We start from the raw sequence: 15900 nt of genomic DNA on the forward strand, positions 1-15900 counted from the left end.
CTTTTCTTTCACACAATAAAGATAACAGATTCTTCGCTTCATATTAAATGATATCTGTCTTATTCCCCTTCTTCCGCTTTACTCTTTAACCTATATAGACGTTGAATGGCGGGATTATAAAATTCATCCGGATAATGTGCTCTGATATCACTCAGATTTGCCTGCACATATTGCTTCGTATCCATTATTTTTTCAGCTTCACTCAGTTGTACCTCCTTAGGTAACTGTGCGTTCTCAGCCCACTTCATCAAGGCATTCACGCTCTCTTCATCATATTTATATTCCATATGTTCGTATAATTTTTCTACAAAGATACAAACAAATGATAAAATACCTCCTACCCCCTCGAACTTTTTCTGTGGGGCTGTGTTATATAATTGTGTTTTTCATAGTATTAGATATAAGATTAATTAAAGGAGACGTACCCGCTTGTGATAAGTAAGTACATCAAAAACAGAAGCGTCTGTTTGATTGATAAATGTGTAAGGAGCATCGGTTTACCAGAGCCGATGCTTTTTTTGTCCCTCTTTGTAGTATGTTAGAAAAATTATGCGTAAATTTGTCAGATAATAAGGAAAATACGAATATGAACATCCCTGTTATTTTTCACTTCCTGAAAGAAGTGTCCGCTAACAACAACCGTGAATGGTTCAACGCTCATAAGGACTTATATGAAGAAGCCCGCTATGAATTTGAGAACTTATTATCGGTTATCATTAACCGTATCGCGCTCTTCGACGAAAGCATCCGCGGAGTACAGGCCAAAGATTGCACTTACCGCATCTATCGTGATACGCGCTTTTCGCAAGACAAGACCCCGTATAAAACTCATTTGGGTGGATATATCAACGCCCACGGTAAGAAATCGGACCACTGCGGTTACTACGTTCACATCGAACCGGGTAATTGTCTGTTGGCGGGCGGCAGCTATTGCCTGCCTCCAAAGACGTTGAAAGCTCTGCGGCAGGCCATCTATGATAATATAGATGAATATCGCAGCATTGTTGAAGCTCCCGCTTTCAAACAGTATTTCCCAGTAATCGGCGAAACATTTCTGAAGACTGTCCCCAAAGGCTTCCCGAAGGATTTCGAGTATGCGCAATACCTAAAATGCAAGGATTATACTTGTTATTGCGGCCAACCGGACGACTTCTTCCTGCAACCTGATTTTCTGGATCGGACAGCAGATATTTTCAAGCAAATGAAACCTTTTGCCGATTTTCTGAATTATACAATAGATGAATTCGAATAAAATCTGATAATAAATAACTAACTTAAAACATTAAAGCTATGGTAGTAGATAGATTAGAAAATTTAGAAAAATATGCATCGTTGAACCCTTTATTTGCCCAGGCTATTGAGTTTTTGCAGTCACATGATTTAAACGCAATGGAAGTTGGCAAAACCGAATTAAAAGGTAAAGACTTGGTTGTAAACGTAGCTCAGACTACCCCTAAAGCTAAAGAACAGGCCAAACTGGAAACGCACAATGAATTTATCGACATCCAGATACCACTTTCCGGACCGGAAGTAATGGGCTATACAGCAGGAAAAGATTGTGTACCGGCTGATGCTCCTTACAATGCAGAAAAAGATATCACTTTCTTTGAAGGACTGGCTGAAACCTACATCACCGTGAAACCCGGTATGTTTGCCATCTTCTTTCCCCAAGACGGTCATGCTCCCGGCATCTCTCCCGACGGAGTGAAGAAAGTCATCGTGAAAGTGAAAGCATAATAACTCCAATCAAAAACTCATCCTTTATGGAAACATTGAACTTGATTAAGAACGACCCATGGCTGGAACCTTACGAAGATGCCATCAACGGCCGTCATCAGCATGCATTAGACAAAGAAGCTGAACTGACGAACAAAGGGAAACAGACCTTGTCTGATTTTGCCTCGGGATATTTATATTTCGGACTACACCGCACAGCAGATGGCTGGATTTTTCGTGAGTGGGCGCCCAATGCCACACAGATATTCATAGTCGGTACATTCAACGACTGGAAAGAACAAAAGAAGTACAGTCTGAAACGCAAGAATAATGGTAACTGGGAAGTCAAACTTCCTGCAGACGCTATAAAGCATGGTGACTTGTACAAGCTCATTGTACATTGGGAAGGTGGCTGTGGAGAACGTATCCCAGCCTGGGCTACCCGTGTAGTGCAAGACGAGCAAACCAAGATTTTCAGTGCGCAAGTCTGGAATCCGGAAAAACCGTATAAAGCAAAGAAACGAGCTTTCAAGCCTTCTACCGATCCTCTACTGATTTATGAATGCCATATCGGCATGGCTCAAAAAGAGGAAAAAGTAGGTACTTACAACGAATTCCGTGAAAAAACACTTCCACGCATAGCCAAGGCCGGATATAACTGTATCCAAATTATGGCTATTCAGGAACATCCCTACTATGGCAGTTTCGGTTATCATGTATCCAGTTTCTTTGCTGCTTCTTCGCGCTTCGGTACACCGGATGAATTGAAGCAACTGATCGATACGGCACATGGATTAGGTATTGCAGTTATCATGGATATTGTCCATTCCCATGCTGTAAAAAATGAAGTGGAAGGTCTGGGTAATTTTGCCGGTGATCCGAATCAATACTTCTACCCCGGTGGTCGTCGCGAGCATCCGGCTTGGGATTCGCTTTGTTTTGATTATGGAAAGAATGAAGTAATACATTTCCTTCTCTCCAACTGTAAATATTGGCTTGAAGAATATGGTTTTGATGGTTTCCGCTTCGATGGCGTGACTTCCATGCTTTATTATAGCCACGGATTGGGCGAAGCATTCTGTAACTACGGGGATTATTTCAATGGACACCAGGATGATAACGCTATTTGCTATCTGACCCTTGCCAACAAGCTGATTCACGAAGTTAACCCAAAGGCTTTGACCATTGCCGAAGAAGTATCAGGTATGCCCGGACTGGCTGCTAAAGTTGAAGATGGTGGCTATGGCTTTGATTATCGTATGGCAATGAACATTCCCGATTACTGGATTAAGACTATCAAGGAAAAGATTGATGAAGACTGGAAACCGTCCAGTATGTTTTGGGAAGTTACCAACCGCCGCAAGGATGAAAAGACCATTTCTTATGCAGAAAGTCATGACCAGGCATTGGTAGGTGATAAAACCATCATCTTCCGCCTGATAGATGCCGATATGTACTGGCATATGCAAAAAGGTGATGAGAACTACACCGTAAACCGTGGTATCGCTCTTCATAAAATGATACGTATGTTGACGGCAACCACTATCAACGGAGGTTATCTCAACTTTATGGGGAATGAGTTCGGTCATCCCGAGTGGATTGACTTCCCACGCGAAGGTAACGACTGGTCGTGCAAATACGCCCGACGCCAATGGGACTTGGTTGATAACAAAAACCTCACCTACCACTACATGGCAGATTTTGATGCCGATATGCTAAAAATCATCAAGAGCGTGAAAGCTTTCCAGGCAACACCCGTTCAGGAAATCTGGCATAACGATAACGATCAGGTATTGGCATATATGCGTAAAGACTATGTCTTTGTATTCAACTTCAATCCGAAACAATCCTTCACTGATTACGGCTTCTTGGTATCTCCCGGAACATATGAAGTCGTATTGAATACGGATAATCCCGCTTATGGTGGTAACGGTTTTGCAGACGATACAGTGAAACACTTCACCGTCGCTGATCCGCTGTATGAAAAGGAGAAGAAAGAATGGCTGAAGCTTTATATTCCTGCACGTACTGCGGTGATATTGAAGAAAACAAAATAGAGCAATATGCTTGAAGAAAAAGCCGTACCAGATTAAAATTCCGATACGGCTTTCTTTTTTTACTATATTTCTGATGGATTATTTCAGTTGTGCCTCAATCTGCGGCAATAATTTCTTGATATTATCTATCATGCTCTTTTCACGAGGTTTGTCAGCTGACAATAAGGGAAGTGCCTGTTCCAGATATTTTTTAGAATCCTGGAAGTTCTTGTCAGCGATTTCTTTCTGTGCATCATACTTCGCTTTATCCGAATTAGCCAATGGAGCAGCATTTTTCAGAACTAAGGCAGCCTTATTATAAGAAAGAGTACCTAAGCTGTACAAAGCATTTGTATTTTTATCATCATCAGCCAATACTTGTTTGAATGCTTCCTCAGCATCATCCAGTTTATTAGCCTTTTGAGCCTTAATACCAGCATTCAGGTAATAATTAGCATGAAGTCTTCTCAAAGTTTTGTTTTCGGGGGCTGCTTCTATGCCCTCTTTCAAGGTTGCAAGATATTCAGCATCTTTTTTCAAATCTTTCAATGCACCAGCTTTACCTACATATGCATTTCCCAGATTATATTTCTTTTGAACGGCAATATCAAAATATTTAAGTGCTTCTGTCGGCTTTTTGATTTTGTCGGCACAAACACCACAGTTATAAGCAATTACAGAATCCTGATTGTTTGTCTGTGTCAGGTAAGTACTGAATTTAACATATGCTTCCTGATAGTTTTTAGCTTCAAGCGCTGCTTTTCCTTGGTTAATCAGATCTCCTGGGTCTGTAGTTTGTGCAAAAAAGTTAGTTGCTGCACAACATAGTGCAATGGATAACAATAATTTTTTCATGTGCTTTAATTTTTTAAAAGTTGATATTCCAAAATTAGTGTTCATTGTTATAGGAGCAAAACCTTTTTAACTTTTTTGTAGTTTTTAGAAATGCTGTAACAAGTGTTATTTTACGTAAATCTTGTTTTGCAGGCTGAAGCGTTAGAAGAAATTTATCAAAGCAAATTATATGCTTATAATGTACTTCATACTTTTTAATTTTTAAATTGGTGTTAATGAAACCAAACATCGGTATCACGTTTTTGGTATCATTTGATACTCTTGGTATATTTTTGGTATCAAAAGTAGTGCATTAGTGTGCATAATTGTGCATGATTTTGTACCAATAAATATTAATCATTATATAACATAAATGGCTATATTTTAATCGGACTGACCCTATTTTACCACGCAATAAACTGATATACAACAAAAAAGGCAGTTACCGAAGTAACCACCTTTAGTGATTCCGTTGCGATTCGAACGCAAGACCCACGCCTTAGAAGAACTTCTCCAAAAAGAGACTTATTGAGTTCGTGTTCAGTTAGTTATGATGACGCTAATTTTCAAAAAAAACAAGTCTATTAAAAAAATGAGTCTAAAATGGTATCTATTTTTCCGGGGTTAAATGAAGGACAGGACAGGATTCCTTTCTTCTTCGCCTCCCGGTACACAGACACAAAAGTCGGTTCTTTGTCTTCTGGTCTGATCGGTGGTGGAGTTGTCAGGAAGTGACAGCGCCAGATGCCAGTGCAAGGTTGGTCAGATTGAAAACAGTTACAGATAGTATTATTCATCATTGCTTTCTTCATCTGTATCTTCTTTTTTCGCCTTTTCTTCTATAGCCTCTTTGATCAAGCCCTTAACGGTCGTTAGTTCTTCATCTTCTGTGTCTTCTTTATAAATAATATTTTTTATCTTCTTATCAAATATATATGTACGTGCCAAGAGTTGAGTTGCCACCTTTAGTTTTACATCTAAATTTATGTGTAACTTTCCATCCATAGAAGTCAGGATTAATATTTTGAGCAAGTTGTCGTATGGTGTCATAATGAGCATTTATAGCCTCAAAGTATATATCTAATTTTTCAAGCCCTTTTTCAGCTTTTTCTCTTGCCTCATTGTATTGTTCCCTACCATATGATGAATATGAATCACTCCAGATTTTGGCTGTTCTATTGCCATCTTTTACTTCTTCTAATGTTGTATTAACTTCATCAAGAATTGCACTGGACACATATCCATGACTAAGAATAGTAGAATCTGTGTAAATTGATAGAAATGCGCTATCTATCTTTGTTTCGACAGGTTGATAGCTCTCAAAGTCGTATAATGTTTTAAACATCTCGTTTTTGATTGCTTCCAGAGCTTTTTCTTCTTTTGATTTACATCCTGATAGGATAAAAATAGCCGCTAAGGCCATGATAATAATTTGTTTCATGATAGTATTATTTAAAGTTTATTATTCATATTGGATCATTTAGGTTGAATCGCAAGCGTTTCCTTTAATTGAACTTGCGCATTTTTAAGATTGATAATGACAACTGGTAGTGAAGTTATATCAAGGTATTGCGTAGAACGATTAGTATAACTTTTAGTCTGGATCATGAAAGCCCATTTTCTCTTGGAGCTCCAGAACACATTCATTCTAATTCCATCTCTGGAACTATATTCACATTCTGTATAAGTCTCTGGAATTTTTCTAATTATATTATCATTCATGTATTCCAATGACTTAATACAAGCATCAAGTTCATCGTAATCTAATGTACCGATGAAAGTCTCTGAGTTCTTTAATGCTGATGAATAATAGGAAGTTGAAATTCTCAATGCTCCTACTTTTTCTTTTGTTTTTTCGTCAGTGATAATTATATTCTGAAACCCTACACCGTTAACCTTCCCCCCTTCTATATCATAGAATTCTTTCTTTAGCAAAGAGCCGTCTTTTGAGAGAAAGGCAATCGTTTTACTTTTTGATGCTGGTTCCTGTTCCTGAGCAGATACACCAAGGCTAAATGTTATAGCCAATAATAATAGTAGTTTTTTCATTGTGATAATGTATTTAGTTTATAAATTCTTTGTATGTCATATTACAGGTAAAACCTGTTTTTGTATGTCATTTTACGTACAAAAGTTTTGTATGTCATTTTACGGGTAAAACCCTATTTTTTGTATGTCATTTTACGGTCCTATATATAGAGTAATAGAGAGATATACATATACACGCGTGCGTGCGCGTGAGGGATTATAAAGTTTCAATTCATTTTATGATTAAATAAAAATTCTAAGATAGAATTTCCTATTTCAGAATTGAGCCTTTTAGCTATCTCAACATATCTGTCATAAGTATATCTGTCGGTAAATGAAATATCATGTTCATTATCTAGCTTCTTTATAACATAAAGCATCTTGTTTTCTACAATGGCAATTTCTTCATCACTTGACAGTCCACCTTTATTTAGTTCATCTAAAGATAGAAGTAAATTATGAAATGATTGTTGATATTGTCCTGAAAGTATATTAGATTCAGAGGAACTGAAATATATCTGTCCCTTAGCATCGCTTATGTTATTAACAATCTCATTTTTCATATTGTGGCTCACATCATGTATCTCTTTGGATATTTGCCCTTTTATACCTAAAATATTATAGCCAAACATTATAGCTAAAATGGCAACTAAAAACGATAAAGCTCCTACGGAAGCACCGAATAAATCTATCGTGATAGGAGATGTCCTGTATAATGCAATAATAGATAAAGTCAATGCCAATAGAGAAAAAGTTATTGGTATATATTTTATTAAGCTATTATTCTTTTTTAAACCAACTATGGAACTTTCATTATTGGTGTTGACATTTGATAAATTACTATTCTCAATATTACCTATCTTTTGTGATTTCATATTTAGATTCAATTATGGATATTAACCTATCTATTTGTTCTTGAAATTTTTCAGTAGTTTTTTGATTGGTTTCGACGATCTTTAATAGTGTATGGTATGCTTCCGGAGAAGCTATATGTATTTCTCTCCCACTAACATTAACTCCAGAGACGTTACTGTTTGAAATATCCCCTACTGATTGAGATGGATATAGCATTTCTCCTTCTTCGTTTAACAACCAGTCCATATTGAAGATATTACCGAATGTAAAATTGAACTTATTGAGAAATTTATCCGTAAGATAGTTTTCATTTCCACTAAAGGCACGTGAGACACTCTCTTTTTTCATACCCATTGAATCAGCAATATCTTGTTGAGTATGAACTTTGCCAATATTTCTTAAATATTCATAGGCAGCTTTTATTCTTTCATGTTTTTCCATCTTCAAATATCAACTTAAATATTAATATATGTTATAATATCAACATAGAATTGATATAAGCTTTGATTATATCAACAAATGTTGTTTCTTTGACGTATCAATCAAACAAAGGAACAAATAATCAATCAATTACACAATACCTCAAACGAGGTATCGGAATAAAAAAAGGAGGAAATATGAAAATGGTATTGAGAGTTTCATTGAGAGAGGCAGGAAGAGCTTCGGAAGCGATAAATGATAATTGGCATTTGAAAAAAGGGTTCAATCAGGTTGAAACCAATGTTTGGGAGGCTGATAGTGAGTTCTGGGGAGACCTGGAGGATGAGGATAATGTTGATGAGTTGAAGTTCTTGGTTGAAAACCAGTTTGGCTTTTTGGGAATATCGGAAGATGAATATGAATTTAATGAAGAGGAGGAATAAGTAATGACACAGAAAGAATTTGAAGAGAGAACAGGAAGGTCGGTAACGGCAGAAGTGTATGCAAACATCGAAAAGGTGTATATGAATACCAATCTCGACAAGGATGCATTTTGCAATGCATACAAGAAAGCTCCGCAAGTACTTTCTGACCTTGAAAGACAAACGGTGTTGGTGAGAGAATTATTTGAGGAGCGCAGAATGATGGCGAATTTCCTGATCGAACAGGCTGAGAAGTGGAGTGCATCAGATTTGAGAGATAAGGCAATTAGCATGATTGGTGAGAAAGAGTATCTCCGCAGGAAGATTGAGAGAGGTTTTAACCTTTGGGAAGTGGATAAAGAGATGCTTATGGAGTTGTTGAAAGTTTGATTCAGGATGACAGGCTGGAGCGGTCATAGAGCCTACCCTTTGATGGGACTCCAGCCACGCATGCAGGCTTAGTTTTTCGTTGCAGTCCTTTTGAGAATGTGCCATCCTTCGGGAGAATCTGAAAAGAGACGCAGGTTGAATATCCTTAATATTTCGCACGGCAGCGTTAAGCCGGTCCCCATCTGGTCTTTGAGCCTACCCTTTGATGTGGAGATGTGGGAACCATTGGAGTGATTGCCCTAAGTGATCTATTCGGAATAATCCGCGACCAGTCGTTAAAAGCGGCATCATAAGAAGGTCGAGCACACAACGTTCGAAGCAAGCAGCCGAAAGGTCGAGGCAAGCAGACGGGTTAAGTAAATCAGCCGAACATGCCCCGAACGGTTATGCAGTGAAGTATAGTAGCTGATAACTCCGGTGGGAAGAGCAGAGAGAGCTTATCGGGGCACAATTATTAACCAATAAATAACTGAGTGTATGAAAGTACAGATAGAATTTCAAGAATCTAACAACAGACTTATTGGGGATGCAACATTCTCATTAAGCATTACAGATGTCCCCGTTTTGAATATGAATGTTTTAAATGGATTGTATGAAATGGTCGAACGGGCATATCTTGATTATCACAAAATGAGGAATAAACGAGATATGCCTGCTGAAGGAATAGAATTTATTCGTAATAATCCTCAAGGTATTGGATGAAGAAATTCATGTAGTATCTGATTTCTTTGAATTTCTCTTCATTAAAAGAAGCCCTACCAAGAATTGCAGAACCGAATTTCAAACTTGGTAAATCAGATATTAATTTATTCAATGGCAACCCATGATCGAATGCGTACACAAGATGTACAAATTCAATTAGTAATTCCTGTAAGCCGGGGAAAGGATTCATGTAGTCTTTCAGAGAACATTTTTCTCCTTCTGCTTGGATGGAATCTAATTGTTTAATCAGTTCTTCTGCTCTGATTTTAAAGTCTTGAGGTTTCATAATTACTTAATTTTTTTGATTAGACACCACAAAGTTAAGTAAATCCCCTGACAAAAGCGTGATGCTGCCGACCGAATCGGTTCAGGGGAACAAATTATTAATCATTAATTTTCAAAGATATGGAAAAGTACACAAAAGAAAGTCTGGCTAAAATGATGCCGGAAGAGTTGGAGAATGTAGTTCTAGAATTGCAGACTCAGTTAGAAGCAGAGAAGTTAACGAGTAAGCAATATTCTACTTGGTGGAATCAGGAATCAGAGAAATGCAGAAGAGAAGGTGAAAAGCTGAATGTATTGCATAACCTGATTCATTCTTGGGAAGATAAATTTTAAGATGAGGAGGTAAAAAATGAAAGAGGATGAAAGAAAGCCTATTGCGCCCACGTTGCGCAATATGGAAGTTAATGATGTGGAAGAATGGCCGTTAGAAAGAATTGATACTGTTACAATGACTGTCGGTCGGTTCTCCCGTAAGTTTCGGGCGAAAGGCATTAAGTTCAGGACATGGACGGATAAGCTGGAGGTGAAGGTTCAAAGAATAGCGTAAGTATGGAAAGTCTGTCATGTGCTGAAAGAGAGATTGCGAATGAGTATTGCAAAGGCTACTCGGATAAGGAAGTGGCGGACAATCTGGATAAATCATATTGGACCGTCAAGACTCAGAAAAAAGCTATATACAAGAAGCTCGGAATATCGAAAGATACCGAGCTTATTTTGTATATGGTATGTGAGAGGGTGCAGCGTAGATTCGATTTGAAAGAGATACGCAGGCATGGTTTAGAATTATTGTTCTCTGCCCTATTTCTGATTATGCAGGTGACTTGTAATAATCTGGATAATATGAGAGCGATGAGAGTGAGAAGAGGTCGAAAGATAGAGTATGTATGTGATTATGGAGGTGATGAAGATGGATGAGATGGATAGAAAACAAATAGACCATCTGGTAAATATCTATCGGGTGATGAATCAGAAAACATTCGGATTCCGGTTCTCAGCGACAATAGTCGGGGGACGTACCCGGTTGCAGAGGTTGATTGAGAAAGGCGAGATCAGGACTGAGAAAAAAAGTGTGTCACAGAATGGAAAATTGTATTGCAATGCCAGTGATGTGTTGCGTTACGCAGTAGCATAGGATATGAAAGCAAAAGATTGGTTCTATTATTCACTGATGGTGGTGTTATCGCTGCCAATCGGTTTGATTTGTTGTGAGGGAGCGATAGTATTACAGATTATTGGTCTGGGATATGCATATCTATTTTTTAGGAATCTATTAAAGCCAGCGTTCGATGGGAAGAAGGAACAGGATAATTCAGGTGAGGAATGAGATAGCAAGGAGCATAGATCGGTTGGCTTATCGTGCCAGGATCAATTCATGCGATGAGGAGGTATTAGAGAGGTTCGGGGTATCTATTCAGGTGGAGTATGATGTAATGGATGATTTCTATCGTAGAGTTGAGATCATTGATTTATCGGTATCAGATGGAGAAAGGAAGGACTATCCGAATATTGCGAAGATGATTGGTGATAGATTAGGCTGGAGGCTTAAAGAGATGAATGAAGAGAATGAAAATGATTTTCTGGATAGTCTTTCTCTGTCAGAGAAGAAGGAAATTTTTGATTGGATATCATAGCCCGTGAGGGTGATTCTCCTTTTGGAGATGTGTTTTGTTTGCTTTAGTTTTTTGATTGGAGGGCGAGGAAAGAACATAGGTTCTGGCCACATGGGAGTTCGATTCTCTCTCGCCCTACGACGTTTTATTCTAAAATTTAGTGAGATATGGTACAAGAATTAGTAACGATTCAGCAGAAGCTGAAAGCCCCCAAAGGGCAGTACAACAATTTTGGGAAATATAAGTACCGGAGTTGTGAGGACATTTTAGAGAGTGTGAAACCCATTCTAACAGAATGTAAGTGTTCATTAGTGATTACGGATGATGTGGTACAGGTTGGAACTCGTATCTACATTAAGGCAACGGCAACTCTTACCAATAGTCAAGGGGAACAAGTTCAGACATCGGCAATGGCCCGTGAAGATGAGATATTGAAAGGTATGGCGTCTTCACAAGTCACAGGAGCGTGTAGCTCTTATGCAAGAAAGTATGCTTTGAATGGTCTGTTTTGTATTGATGACACAAAAGACCCGGATGCTACCAACAAGCATGGGAAGGATGAGCCGCAGGTAGATGAGGATAGTTTGAGCCTTGCATTGGAATTGATTAGAAATGCGAAAGCCACGGCAGACCTCACGCAGATATATAATGAGTGTGAAGGATTCAGAGGTAACAGCAAGTTTATGAATGCGTTGAGTATGCGAAGAAAGGAGATTGAGAAGAGATGAAGTTGAAGGAAAGTCCGGTAGTGTTTGACCAAGAGAGGCATACCTACCGTCTGGAGGATATTTTGTTGGAGGGTGTAACTACCCTCCTACGGAATCAGCTTTTCCAGAATAAATATGATGGTGTACCAGATTTCGTGCTGGAACGAGCAAAGGATAAAGGAACCTTGGTACATGAACAGTGTGAATTGGTGGATGCCTTAGGTATTGAGCCGGTGGTTCTGGAAGCGAAGAATTATAAGATCCTGAAAGAAGAGCATGGATTGAAGCCAATAGCTAATGAATATCTCATTTCTGATGAGGTCGCTTTTGCAAGCAGTGTGGATGTTATATTCGATGGAGAATCAGAGAATGATGATGAGGTATACCTTGCGGATATAAAGACTACGGCAAAGCTTGATGTTGATTGGTTGAGTTGGCAGTTGAGTATCTATGCCTATATGTTTGAGATGCAAAACCCTCATCTAAGGGTTAAGAAGTTATATGCTATCTGGTTGAGGAATGAAGTGAAAGAGTTGAAGGAAGTTCAGAGGATCGACAATGATACAATACAAAAGTTGTTTGATTGTGAGATGAAAGGTGAACCATTTACATCTTCTGAAATACCCTTGCCGGAGAACGGGCAAATAGTCCCCGTAGAGGTATTCGAAAGAGCTCAGACTATTATCTCCTTAGATGGAAAGATAAAACAGCTCACAGAGGAAAAGAAACGTATCTCCGAAGAATTGTATCAGTATATGGAAGAAACCGGAGAATCAAAGTGTGAGCATGAGTTATTTATCGTATCAAGGGTGATGCCTACCACAAAGAAGTCTCTCGATGCGAAGGGGCTGGAGAAATGTGAGCCGGCAATTTATAAGCAGTTCCTGAAAGAGACGGCAGTAAAAGGTAGTATAAGAGTAACACCGAGGAAATAATGGCAGAGGAAGCGATACTAACAAAGCATGATGGTGAGGTGAAGATGTCAAAGGACTTTGATTATCTATGTTCTAAGCTCAGAAATGGCAGGTATAAGTTAAGTATCGTTCGCTGTTCGGAGAAAAGAACAATCAGCCAAAATGATTTGATGTGGATGTGGTTCGGATGTATTGAAGATGAGACCGGTACACCGAAGAATGATATTTACCTGTATTATTGCAAGAAGTTCCTGAGCCGTTTGGCCCTCGTTAATGGTGAAGAGGTGATGATATATGATACTTCTTCCAAGTTGAACACCAAACAGATGTCGGACTTCATGACGAAGATTCAGGTGGATGCAGTGATGGAACTCGGTATTAATCTACCTCAACCGATTGATCGGTTCTATGAGAGTTTCGTGGGAGAATATGGAAGAAGATGAGCGGGCCGTTTGGTTCGCTCTTTTTATTAATACATAAATAGTTTTAGTATGGAAATTCAAAAAGTGAAGATCACGAAGGATAACACCTGTATGGTAGTGTATTCTAATGCTGACGGTGATGTGATAACGCATCAGGGAGGTAATATCATTCACAAGGATTTGAGAGAGGCCATGAATGCCCTAATCCCTCACCTTGCAGTATTAACAGAACAGAGAGAAGCGTATAACAGTACGTTATCAGAGGTAAGGGCGAAGGATGATCTTCCGGTGAAGTTATCTGTTCAGGGTGTCAGCATCTCCGGAGATGCGATAAATAATGGTATTCAGATCACCGGTTGCCGGATGTTGTTAACAGGTAAGGTTCTTAACCTGAACAGTCCTACTGCGATGCTTGATGGGGAGACAGATAGGTATGAATATGCTGATGATTTGTATCAGTTGATAGAGAATATCAAGTTTGAGGTCCGGCAGTACATTGAGCAAAAGAAGTGGGCAATCAAGCAAGGAGAATTATTTGAAGATGGAGACGGTACGCCGTTTGATGGTTCAGTTGAAGATTTGACCTCCGGCATTGATATTCCTCAAGCGGATATCGCAGTAGTGGAAGCCCCCCAGCCGGAGAAGGAAGTGAAGAAGATGAAGAAAACCAAGAAAACTAAGAGCGCAGCGTAAGATGTTAGGTCCTTTAAAGATTGTACTCACCCCGAATTGCTATAAGGTTTCATTCGATTTTCACCCAATGATGTTGAAGTGTGTGAAGAGGATACCAAGTGCCGAGTGGAACATGGATGGTAAGTTCTGGAAGGTAAGCACTGCCGATTACAATTACCTGAAAGTGATGGCTGATTGGGCGATACAGAACAGGTATTGTGGAGGTGTTAAGGCTTATAAAGAGGAACAACCGGTTCAGGACTACACGTTGCCGCCTATGCCGACATTGAAGGTTGAGCATGGGTTAAAGATTGATCCCTATGATTATCAGAAGGAAGGAATTGCGTATGCTCTCATTCATAAGCGTTGCTTCTTTGGTGATGAGCCGGGATTAGGAAAAACGATGCAAGCAATAGGCACGGTCTCGATAGCACAAGCATGGCCGTGCCTAATTGTTTGTCCGTCCGGATTGAAAATGAATTGGCAGCGTGAGTTTATGAAGTTTGCCGGTATTCAGGCAGTGATTTTGGATGATAAGAACCGGCAGACATGGCAGTCATTTTGGGAGATGAAGAATCAGCAAGGGCAACCAATGTGTAAGGTCTTCATCACGAATTATGAGAGCTTAAAGAAATTCTTTGTATCTGGTATCAAGGAATCAAACCGATTCACTCTAAAAAGTATCCGCTTTGATTCTCGCGTAGATTTGTTCCGGTCTGTGATAGTTGATGAAAGTCAGAAATGTAAGTCCAGCAAAACACAGCAGAGTAAGTTTGTCGAGGGGATATGTAAAGGGAAAGAATGGATATTTCTACTTACGGGTACTCCAGTAGTGAACAATAATACCGATCTCATCCAACAGTTGAAGATATTGGATCGCCTGGATGATTTCGGAGGCTATAAGTATTTCACCGAAAGATATTGTTCCGGGATTAGTAAATCAAGTAATTCGAAGGAACTAAATTGGAAACTGAGAAAGGTCTGTTTCTTCCGTCGGCTAAAGAAGGATGTGCTTACCCAGTTGCCTGATAAGACCCGAATGTATATCACTGTAGACATTACTAATAGAACTGAGTATGAAGTCGCTGAGCGCAATATAATAGAGTATCTGCGCAAGTACAAGAAGGCCGATGATGAGAAGATTCAGAAAGCAATGAGAGGACAAGTAATGGTGCAGATGGGAATACTGAAACAGGTGTCTGCCCGTGGAAAGATTAAGGCGGCTACGGAATTAATAAGTGATACGGTGGAAGGTGGTAATAAGTTGATTGTGTTTGGGTTCTTGAAAGATGTGATTGCTCAGTTGAAAGATGAGTTCCCTGATGCGGTTACTGTCACCGGGAAAGATAATGATGCGCAAAAGCAAAGATCGGTAGATGCATTTCAGACGGATGAGAAAACGAAAATCATTCTGCTCAACTACAAGTCAGGTGGTACAGGTCTAACACTGACAGCCAGTTCAGATGTGTTGTTTATCGAGTTCCCATGGACGTATGCGGATTGTTGCCAGGCGGAAGACCGGGCACATCGTAATGGTCAAAAGAATGCGGTTCTCTGTCGGTATTTGCTGGGAAAGGGTACGATTGATGAGTACATGTATCAGGTTATTCAGACCAAGAAGGAAATCAGCAATGACGTGACGGGAACGGATGATGTTGTGGAGGAATCAACTGTAAGTAAGGAAGAACAGATGTTAAACCTCGCTATGGATATGTTCAAGGATAAGATTTAGATAGTAATTATGAAATTAAGAATGAATAGAGACAAGGCCCTGTTAACTCCATCAGTTGGGGTATTCTGGGGGAATGAAAGTCGGAATGGTGGATATAAGATTAGTATATCTGTCATATTCTTGTGTTTTGAGATTGAATTATTAATGTTCTAAAA

At 39.2% G+C, this 15900-nt stretch carries 25 protein-coding genes; 17 read left to right on the forward strand and 8 right to left on the reverse strand.

Annotation, left to right across the window (positions count from 1 at the left end):
• Positions 1 to 59: 59 nt before the first annotated feature.
• Positions 60 to 287: a DUF6965 family protein gene (locus tag BUC01_RS10445; protein WP_073313689.1), complete on the reverse strand. Its 228-nt coding sequence runs from the start codon at positions 285 to 287 to the stop codon at positions 60 to 62.
• Between the two features lie 299 nt (positions 288 to 586).
• Here BUC01_RS10445 and BUC01_RS10450 point away from each other — a divergent pair, with 299 nt between their 5' ends.
• Genes BUC01_RS10450 through BUC01_RS10460 form a run of 3 tightly spaced genes read left to right on the forward strand, consistent with a single transcriptional unit; the run spans position 587 to position 3773 of the window.
• Complete coding sequence (locus tag BUC01_RS10450; RefSeq protein ID WP_025831349.1) at positions 587 to 1252, forward strand: DUF2461 domain-containing protein; 666 nt, start codon at positions 587 to 589, stop codon at positions 1250 to 1252.
• A gap of 38 nt (positions 1253 to 1290) precedes the next feature.
• Entirely contained in the window at positions 1291 to 1737 is a 447-nt protein-coding gene (locus BUC01_RS10455) for a NanQ anomerase/TabA/YiaL family protein (protein WP_025831348.1), read from the forward strand.
• Positions 1738 to 1763: 26 nt separating this feature from the next.
• Complete coding sequence (locus tag BUC01_RS10460; protein WP_025831347.1) at positions 1764 to 3773, forward strand: alpha amylase C-terminal domain-containing protein; 2010 nt, start codon at positions 1764 to 1766, stop codon at positions 3771 to 3773.
• Between the two features lie 78 nt (positions 3774 to 3851).
• Here BUC01_RS10460 and BUC01_RS10465 read toward each other — a convergent pair whose 3' ends face one another.
• Entirely contained in the window at positions 3852 to 4607 is a 756-nt protein-coding gene (locus BUC01_RS10465; protein WP_025831346.1) for a hypothetical protein, read from the reverse strand.
• A gap of 582 nt (positions 4608 to 5189) precedes the next feature.
• Here BUC01_RS10465 and BUC01_RS26080 point away from each other — a divergent pair.
• Positions 5190 to 5321, forward strand: a complete 132-nt coding sequence (locus BUC01_RS26080) for a hypothetical protein (protein ID WP_262483994.1) — start codon at positions 5190 to 5192, stop codon at positions 5319 to 5321.
• 54 nt (positions 5322 to 5375) lie between these two features.
• Here BUC01_RS26080 and BUC01_RS25125 read toward each other — a convergent pair whose 3' ends face one another.
• From BUC01_RS25125 to BUC01_RS10490, 5 genes are all read right to left on the reverse strand, one after another.
• Entirely contained in the window at positions 5376 to 5534 is a 159-nt protein-coding gene (locus tag BUC01_RS25125; protein WP_175560877.1) for a hypothetical protein, read from the reverse strand.
• Positions 5512 to 6027, reverse strand: a complete 516-nt coding sequence (locus BUC01_RS10475; RefSeq protein WP_025831343.1) for a hypothetical protein — start codon at positions 6025 to 6027, stop codon at positions 5512 to 5514. Before BUC01_RS10475 ends, BUC01_RS25125 begins: the two co-directional genes overlap by 23 nt.
• Positions 6028 to 6062: 35 nt before the next feature.
• Entirely contained in the window at positions 6063 to 6635 is a 573-nt protein-coding gene (locus BUC01_RS10480) for a hypothetical protein (protein WP_025831342.1), read from the reverse strand.
• Between the two features lie 206 nt (positions 6636 to 6841).
• Positions 6842 to 7489, reverse strand: a complete 648-nt coding sequence (locus tag BUC01_RS10485) for a hypothetical protein (RefSeq protein WP_034524208.1) — start codon at positions 7487 to 7489, stop codon at positions 6842 to 6844.
• Positions 7467 to 7910, reverse strand: coding sequence for a helix-turn-helix domain-containing protein (locus tag BUC01_RS10490; RefSeq protein ID WP_025831340.1), 444 nt, complete (start codon positions 7908 to 7910; stop codon positions 7467 to 7469). The genes BUC01_RS10485 and BUC01_RS10490 overlap by 23 nt, the downstream gene beginning before the upstream one ends.
• 176 nt (positions 7911 to 8086) lie before the next feature.
• On the opposite strand from BUC01_RS10490, the gene BUC01_RS10495 reads away from it, so the two are divergent.
• The 3 genes from BUC01_RS10495 (at position 8087) to BUC01_RS25130 (ending at position 9403) form a co-directional block, all read left to right on the forward strand.
• The gene (locus BUC01_RS10495) at positions 8087 to 8332 is read left to right on the forward strand and encodes a hypothetical protein (RefSeq protein WP_025831339.1); all 246 of its coding nucleotides are present in this window, start codon (positions 8087 to 8089) and stop codon (positions 8330 to 8332) included.
• Positions 8333 to 8335: 3 nt separating this feature from the next.
• Positions 8336 to 8701 carry a hypothetical protein gene (locus BUC01_RS10500; protein WP_025831338.1) on the forward strand — a complete coding sequence of 122 codons (366 nt, stop codon included), beginning with the start codon at positions 8336 to 8338 and terminating at the stop codon, positions 8699 to 8701.
• A 477-nt stretch (positions 8702 to 9178) separates the two neighbouring features.
• Positions 9179 to 9403 carry a hypothetical protein gene (locus BUC01_RS25130; protein WP_139261850.1) on the forward strand — a complete coding sequence of 75 codons (225 nt, stop codon included), beginning with the start codon at positions 9179 to 9181 and terminating at the stop codon, positions 9401 to 9403.
• Here BUC01_RS25130 and BUC01_RS10505 read toward each other — a convergent pair.
• Positions 9372 to 9689 (reverse strand): hypothetical protein, encoded by a 318-nt coding sequence (locus BUC01_RS10505; protein ID WP_025831337.1) that lies wholly within the window; start codon positions 9687 to 9689, stop codon positions 9372 to 9374. The two genes, BUC01_RS25130 and BUC01_RS10505, sit on opposite strands and share 32 nt — an antisense overlap.
• 119 nt (positions 9690 to 9808) lie before the next feature.
• On the opposite strand from BUC01_RS10505, the gene BUC01_RS10510 reads away from it, so the two are divergent.
• The 10 genes from BUC01_RS10510 to BUC01_RS10555 all read left to right on the forward strand — a co-directional run bounded on the left by BUC01_RS10510 (position 9809) and on the right by BUC01_RS10555 (position 15745).
• Positions 9809 to 10021, forward strand: coding sequence for a hypothetical protein (locus tag BUC01_RS10510; RefSeq protein WP_025831336.1), 213 nt, complete (start codon positions 9809 to 9811; stop codon positions 10019 to 10021).
• A gap of 61 nt (positions 10022 to 10082) precedes the next feature.
• Positions 10083 to 10235: a hypothetical protein gene (locus tag BUC01_RS10515; RefSeq protein WP_159106499.1), complete on the forward strand. Its 153-nt coding sequence runs from the start codon at positions 10083 to 10085 to the stop codon at positions 10233 to 10235.
• A 2-nt stretch (positions 10236 to 10237) separates the two neighbouring features.
• Positions 10238 to 10603: a helix-turn-helix transcriptional regulator gene (locus BUC01_RS10520; protein WP_025831334.1), complete on the forward strand. Its 366-nt coding sequence runs from the start codon at positions 10238 to 10240 to the stop codon at positions 10601 to 10603.
• Position 10604: 1 nt separating this feature from the next.
• The gene (locus BUC01_RS10525; RefSeq protein WP_139261851.1) at positions 10605 to 10820 is read left to right on the forward strand and encodes a hypothetical protein; all 216 of its coding nucleotides are present in this window, start codon (positions 10605 to 10607) and stop codon (positions 10818 to 10820) included.
• 154 nt (positions 10821 to 10974) lie between these two features.
• Positions 10975 to 11319, forward strand: coding sequence for a hypothetical protein (locus tag BUC01_RS10530; RefSeq protein ID WP_139261852.1), 345 nt, complete (start codon positions 10975 to 10977; stop codon positions 11317 to 11319).
• Between the two features lie 146 nt (positions 11320 to 11465).
• The gene (locus tag BUC01_RS10535; protein WP_025831331.1) at positions 11466 to 12026 is read left to right on the forward strand and encodes an ERF family protein; all 561 of its coding nucleotides are present in this window, start codon (positions 11466 to 11468) and stop codon (positions 12024 to 12026) included.
• Entirely contained in the window at positions 12023 to 12940 is a 918-nt protein-coding gene (locus BUC01_RS10540; protein WP_073313692.1) for a PD-(D/E)XK nuclease family protein, read from the forward strand. The genes BUC01_RS10535 and BUC01_RS10540 overlap by 4 nt, the downstream gene beginning before the upstream one ends.
• Positions 12940 to 13362 (forward strand): NinB/YbcN family protein, encoded by a 423-nt coding sequence (locus tag BUC01_RS10545; RefSeq protein ID WP_025831330.1) that lies wholly within the window; start codon positions 12940 to 12942, stop codon positions 13360 to 13362. Before BUC01_RS10540 ends, BUC01_RS10545 begins: the two co-directional genes overlap by 1 nt.
• 48 nt (positions 13363 to 13410) lie before the next feature.
• Positions 13411 to 14034 carry a hypothetical protein gene (locus tag BUC01_RS10550; RefSeq protein ID WP_025831329.1) on the forward strand — a complete coding sequence of 208 codons (624 nt, stop codon included), beginning with the start codon at positions 13411 to 13413 and terminating at the stop codon, positions 14032 to 14034.
• Position 14035: 1 nt separating this feature from the next.
• Positions 14036 to 15745: a DEAD/DEAH box helicase gene (locus tag BUC01_RS10555; RefSeq protein ID WP_025831328.1), complete on the forward strand. Its 1710-nt coding sequence runs from the start codon at positions 14036 to 14038 to the stop codon at positions 15743 to 15745.
• The last annotated feature ends 155 nt before the right edge of the window (positions 15746 to 15900 follow it).

Source organism: Bacteroides stercorirosoris, from assembly GCF_900142015.1.
GTDB classification, from domain to species: Bacteria; Bacteroidota; Bacteroidia; order Bacteroidales; family Bacteroidaceae; genus Bacteroides; species Bacteroides stercorirosoris.

Coding starts and splice junctions, on each gene's coding strand:
- BUC01_RS10445 (WP_073313689.1), bottom strand. CDS start 287: ATGGAATATAAATATGATGAAGAGAGCGTGAATGCCTTGATGAAGTGG.
- BUC01_RS10450 (WP_025831349.1), top strand. CDS start 587: ATGAACATCCCTGTTATTTTTCACTTCCTGAAAGAAGTGTCCGCTAAC.
- BUC01_RS10455 (WP_025831348.1), top strand. CDS start 1,291: ATGGTAGTAGATAGATTAGAAAATTTAGAAAAATATGCATCGTTGAAC.
- BUC01_RS10460 (WP_025831347.1), top strand. CDS start 1,764: ATGGAAACATTGAACTTGATTAAGAACGACCCATGGCTGGAACCTTAC.
- BUC01_RS10465 (WP_025831346.1), bottom strand. CDS start 4,607: ATGAAAAAATTATTGTTATCCATTGCACTATGTTGTGCAGCAACTAAC.
- BUC01_RS26080 (WP_262483994.1), top strand. CDS start 5,190: ATGGTATCTATTTTTCCGGGGTTAAATGAAGGACAGGACAGGATTCCT.
- BUC01_RS10475 (WP_025831343.1), bottom strand. CDS start 6,027: ATGAAACAAATTATTATCATGGCCTTAGCGGCTATTTTTATCCTATCA.
- BUC01_RS10480 (WP_025831342.1), bottom strand. CDS start 6,635: ATGAAAAAACTACTATTATTATTGGCTATAACATTTAGCCTTGGTGTA.
- BUC01_RS10485 (WP_034524208.1), bottom strand. CDS start 7,489: ATGAAATCACAAAAGATAGGTAATATTGAGAATAGTAATTTATCAAAT.
- BUC01_RS10490 (WP_025831340.1), bottom strand. CDS start 7,910: ATGGAAAAACATGAAAGAATAAAAGCTGCCTATGAATATTTAAGAAAT.
- BUC01_RS10495 (WP_025831339.1), top strand. CDS start 8,087: ATGAAAATGGTATTGAGAGTTTCATTGAGAGAGGCAGGAAGAGCTTCG.
- BUC01_RS10500 (WP_025831338.1), top strand. CDS start 8,336: ATGACACAGAAAGAATTTGAAGAGAGAACAGGAAGGTCGGTAACGGCA.
- BUC01_RS25130 (WP_139261850.1), top strand. CDS start 9,179: ATGAAAGTACAGATAGAATTTCAAGAATCTAACAACAGACTTATTGGG.
- BUC01_RS10505 (WP_025831337.1), bottom strand. CDS start 9,689: ATGAAACCTCAAGACTTTAAAATCAGAGCAGAAGAACTGATTAAACAA.
- BUC01_RS10510 (WP_025831336.1), top strand. CDS start 9,809: ATGGAAAAGTACACAAAAGAAAGTCTGGCTAAAATGATGCCGGAAGAG.
- BUC01_RS10515 (WP_159106499.1), top strand. CDS start 10,083: ATGGAAGTTAATGATGTGGAAGAATGGCCGTTAGAAAGAATTGATACT.
- BUC01_RS10520 (WP_025831334.1), top strand. CDS start 10,238: ATGGAAAGTCTGTCATGTGCTGAAAGAGAGATTGCGAATGAGTATTGC.
- BUC01_RS10525 (WP_139261851.1), top strand. CDS start 10,605: ATGGATAGAAAACAAATAGACCATCTGGTAAATATCTATCGGGTGATG.
- BUC01_RS10530 (WP_139261852.1), top strand. CDS start 10,975: ATGGGAAGAAGGAACAGGATAATTCAGGTGAGGAATGAGATAGCAAGG.
- BUC01_RS10535 (WP_025831331.1), top strand. CDS start 11,466: ATGGTACAAGAATTAGTAACGATTCAGCAGAAGCTGAAAGCCCCCAAA.
- BUC01_RS10540 (WP_073313692.1), top strand. CDS start 12,023: ATGAAGTTGAAGGAAAGTCCGGTAGTGTTTGACCAAGAGAGGCATACC.
- BUC01_RS10545 (WP_025831330.1), top strand. CDS start 12,940: ATGGCAGAGGAAGCGATACTAACAAAGCATGATGGTGAGGTGAAGATG.
- BUC01_RS10550 (WP_025831329.1), top strand. CDS start 13,411: ATGGAAATTCAAAAAGTGAAGATCACGAAGGATAACACCTGTATGGTA.
- BUC01_RS10555 (WP_025831328.1), top strand. CDS start 14,036: ATGTTAGGTCCTTTAAAGATTGTACTCACCCCGAATTGCTATAAGGTT.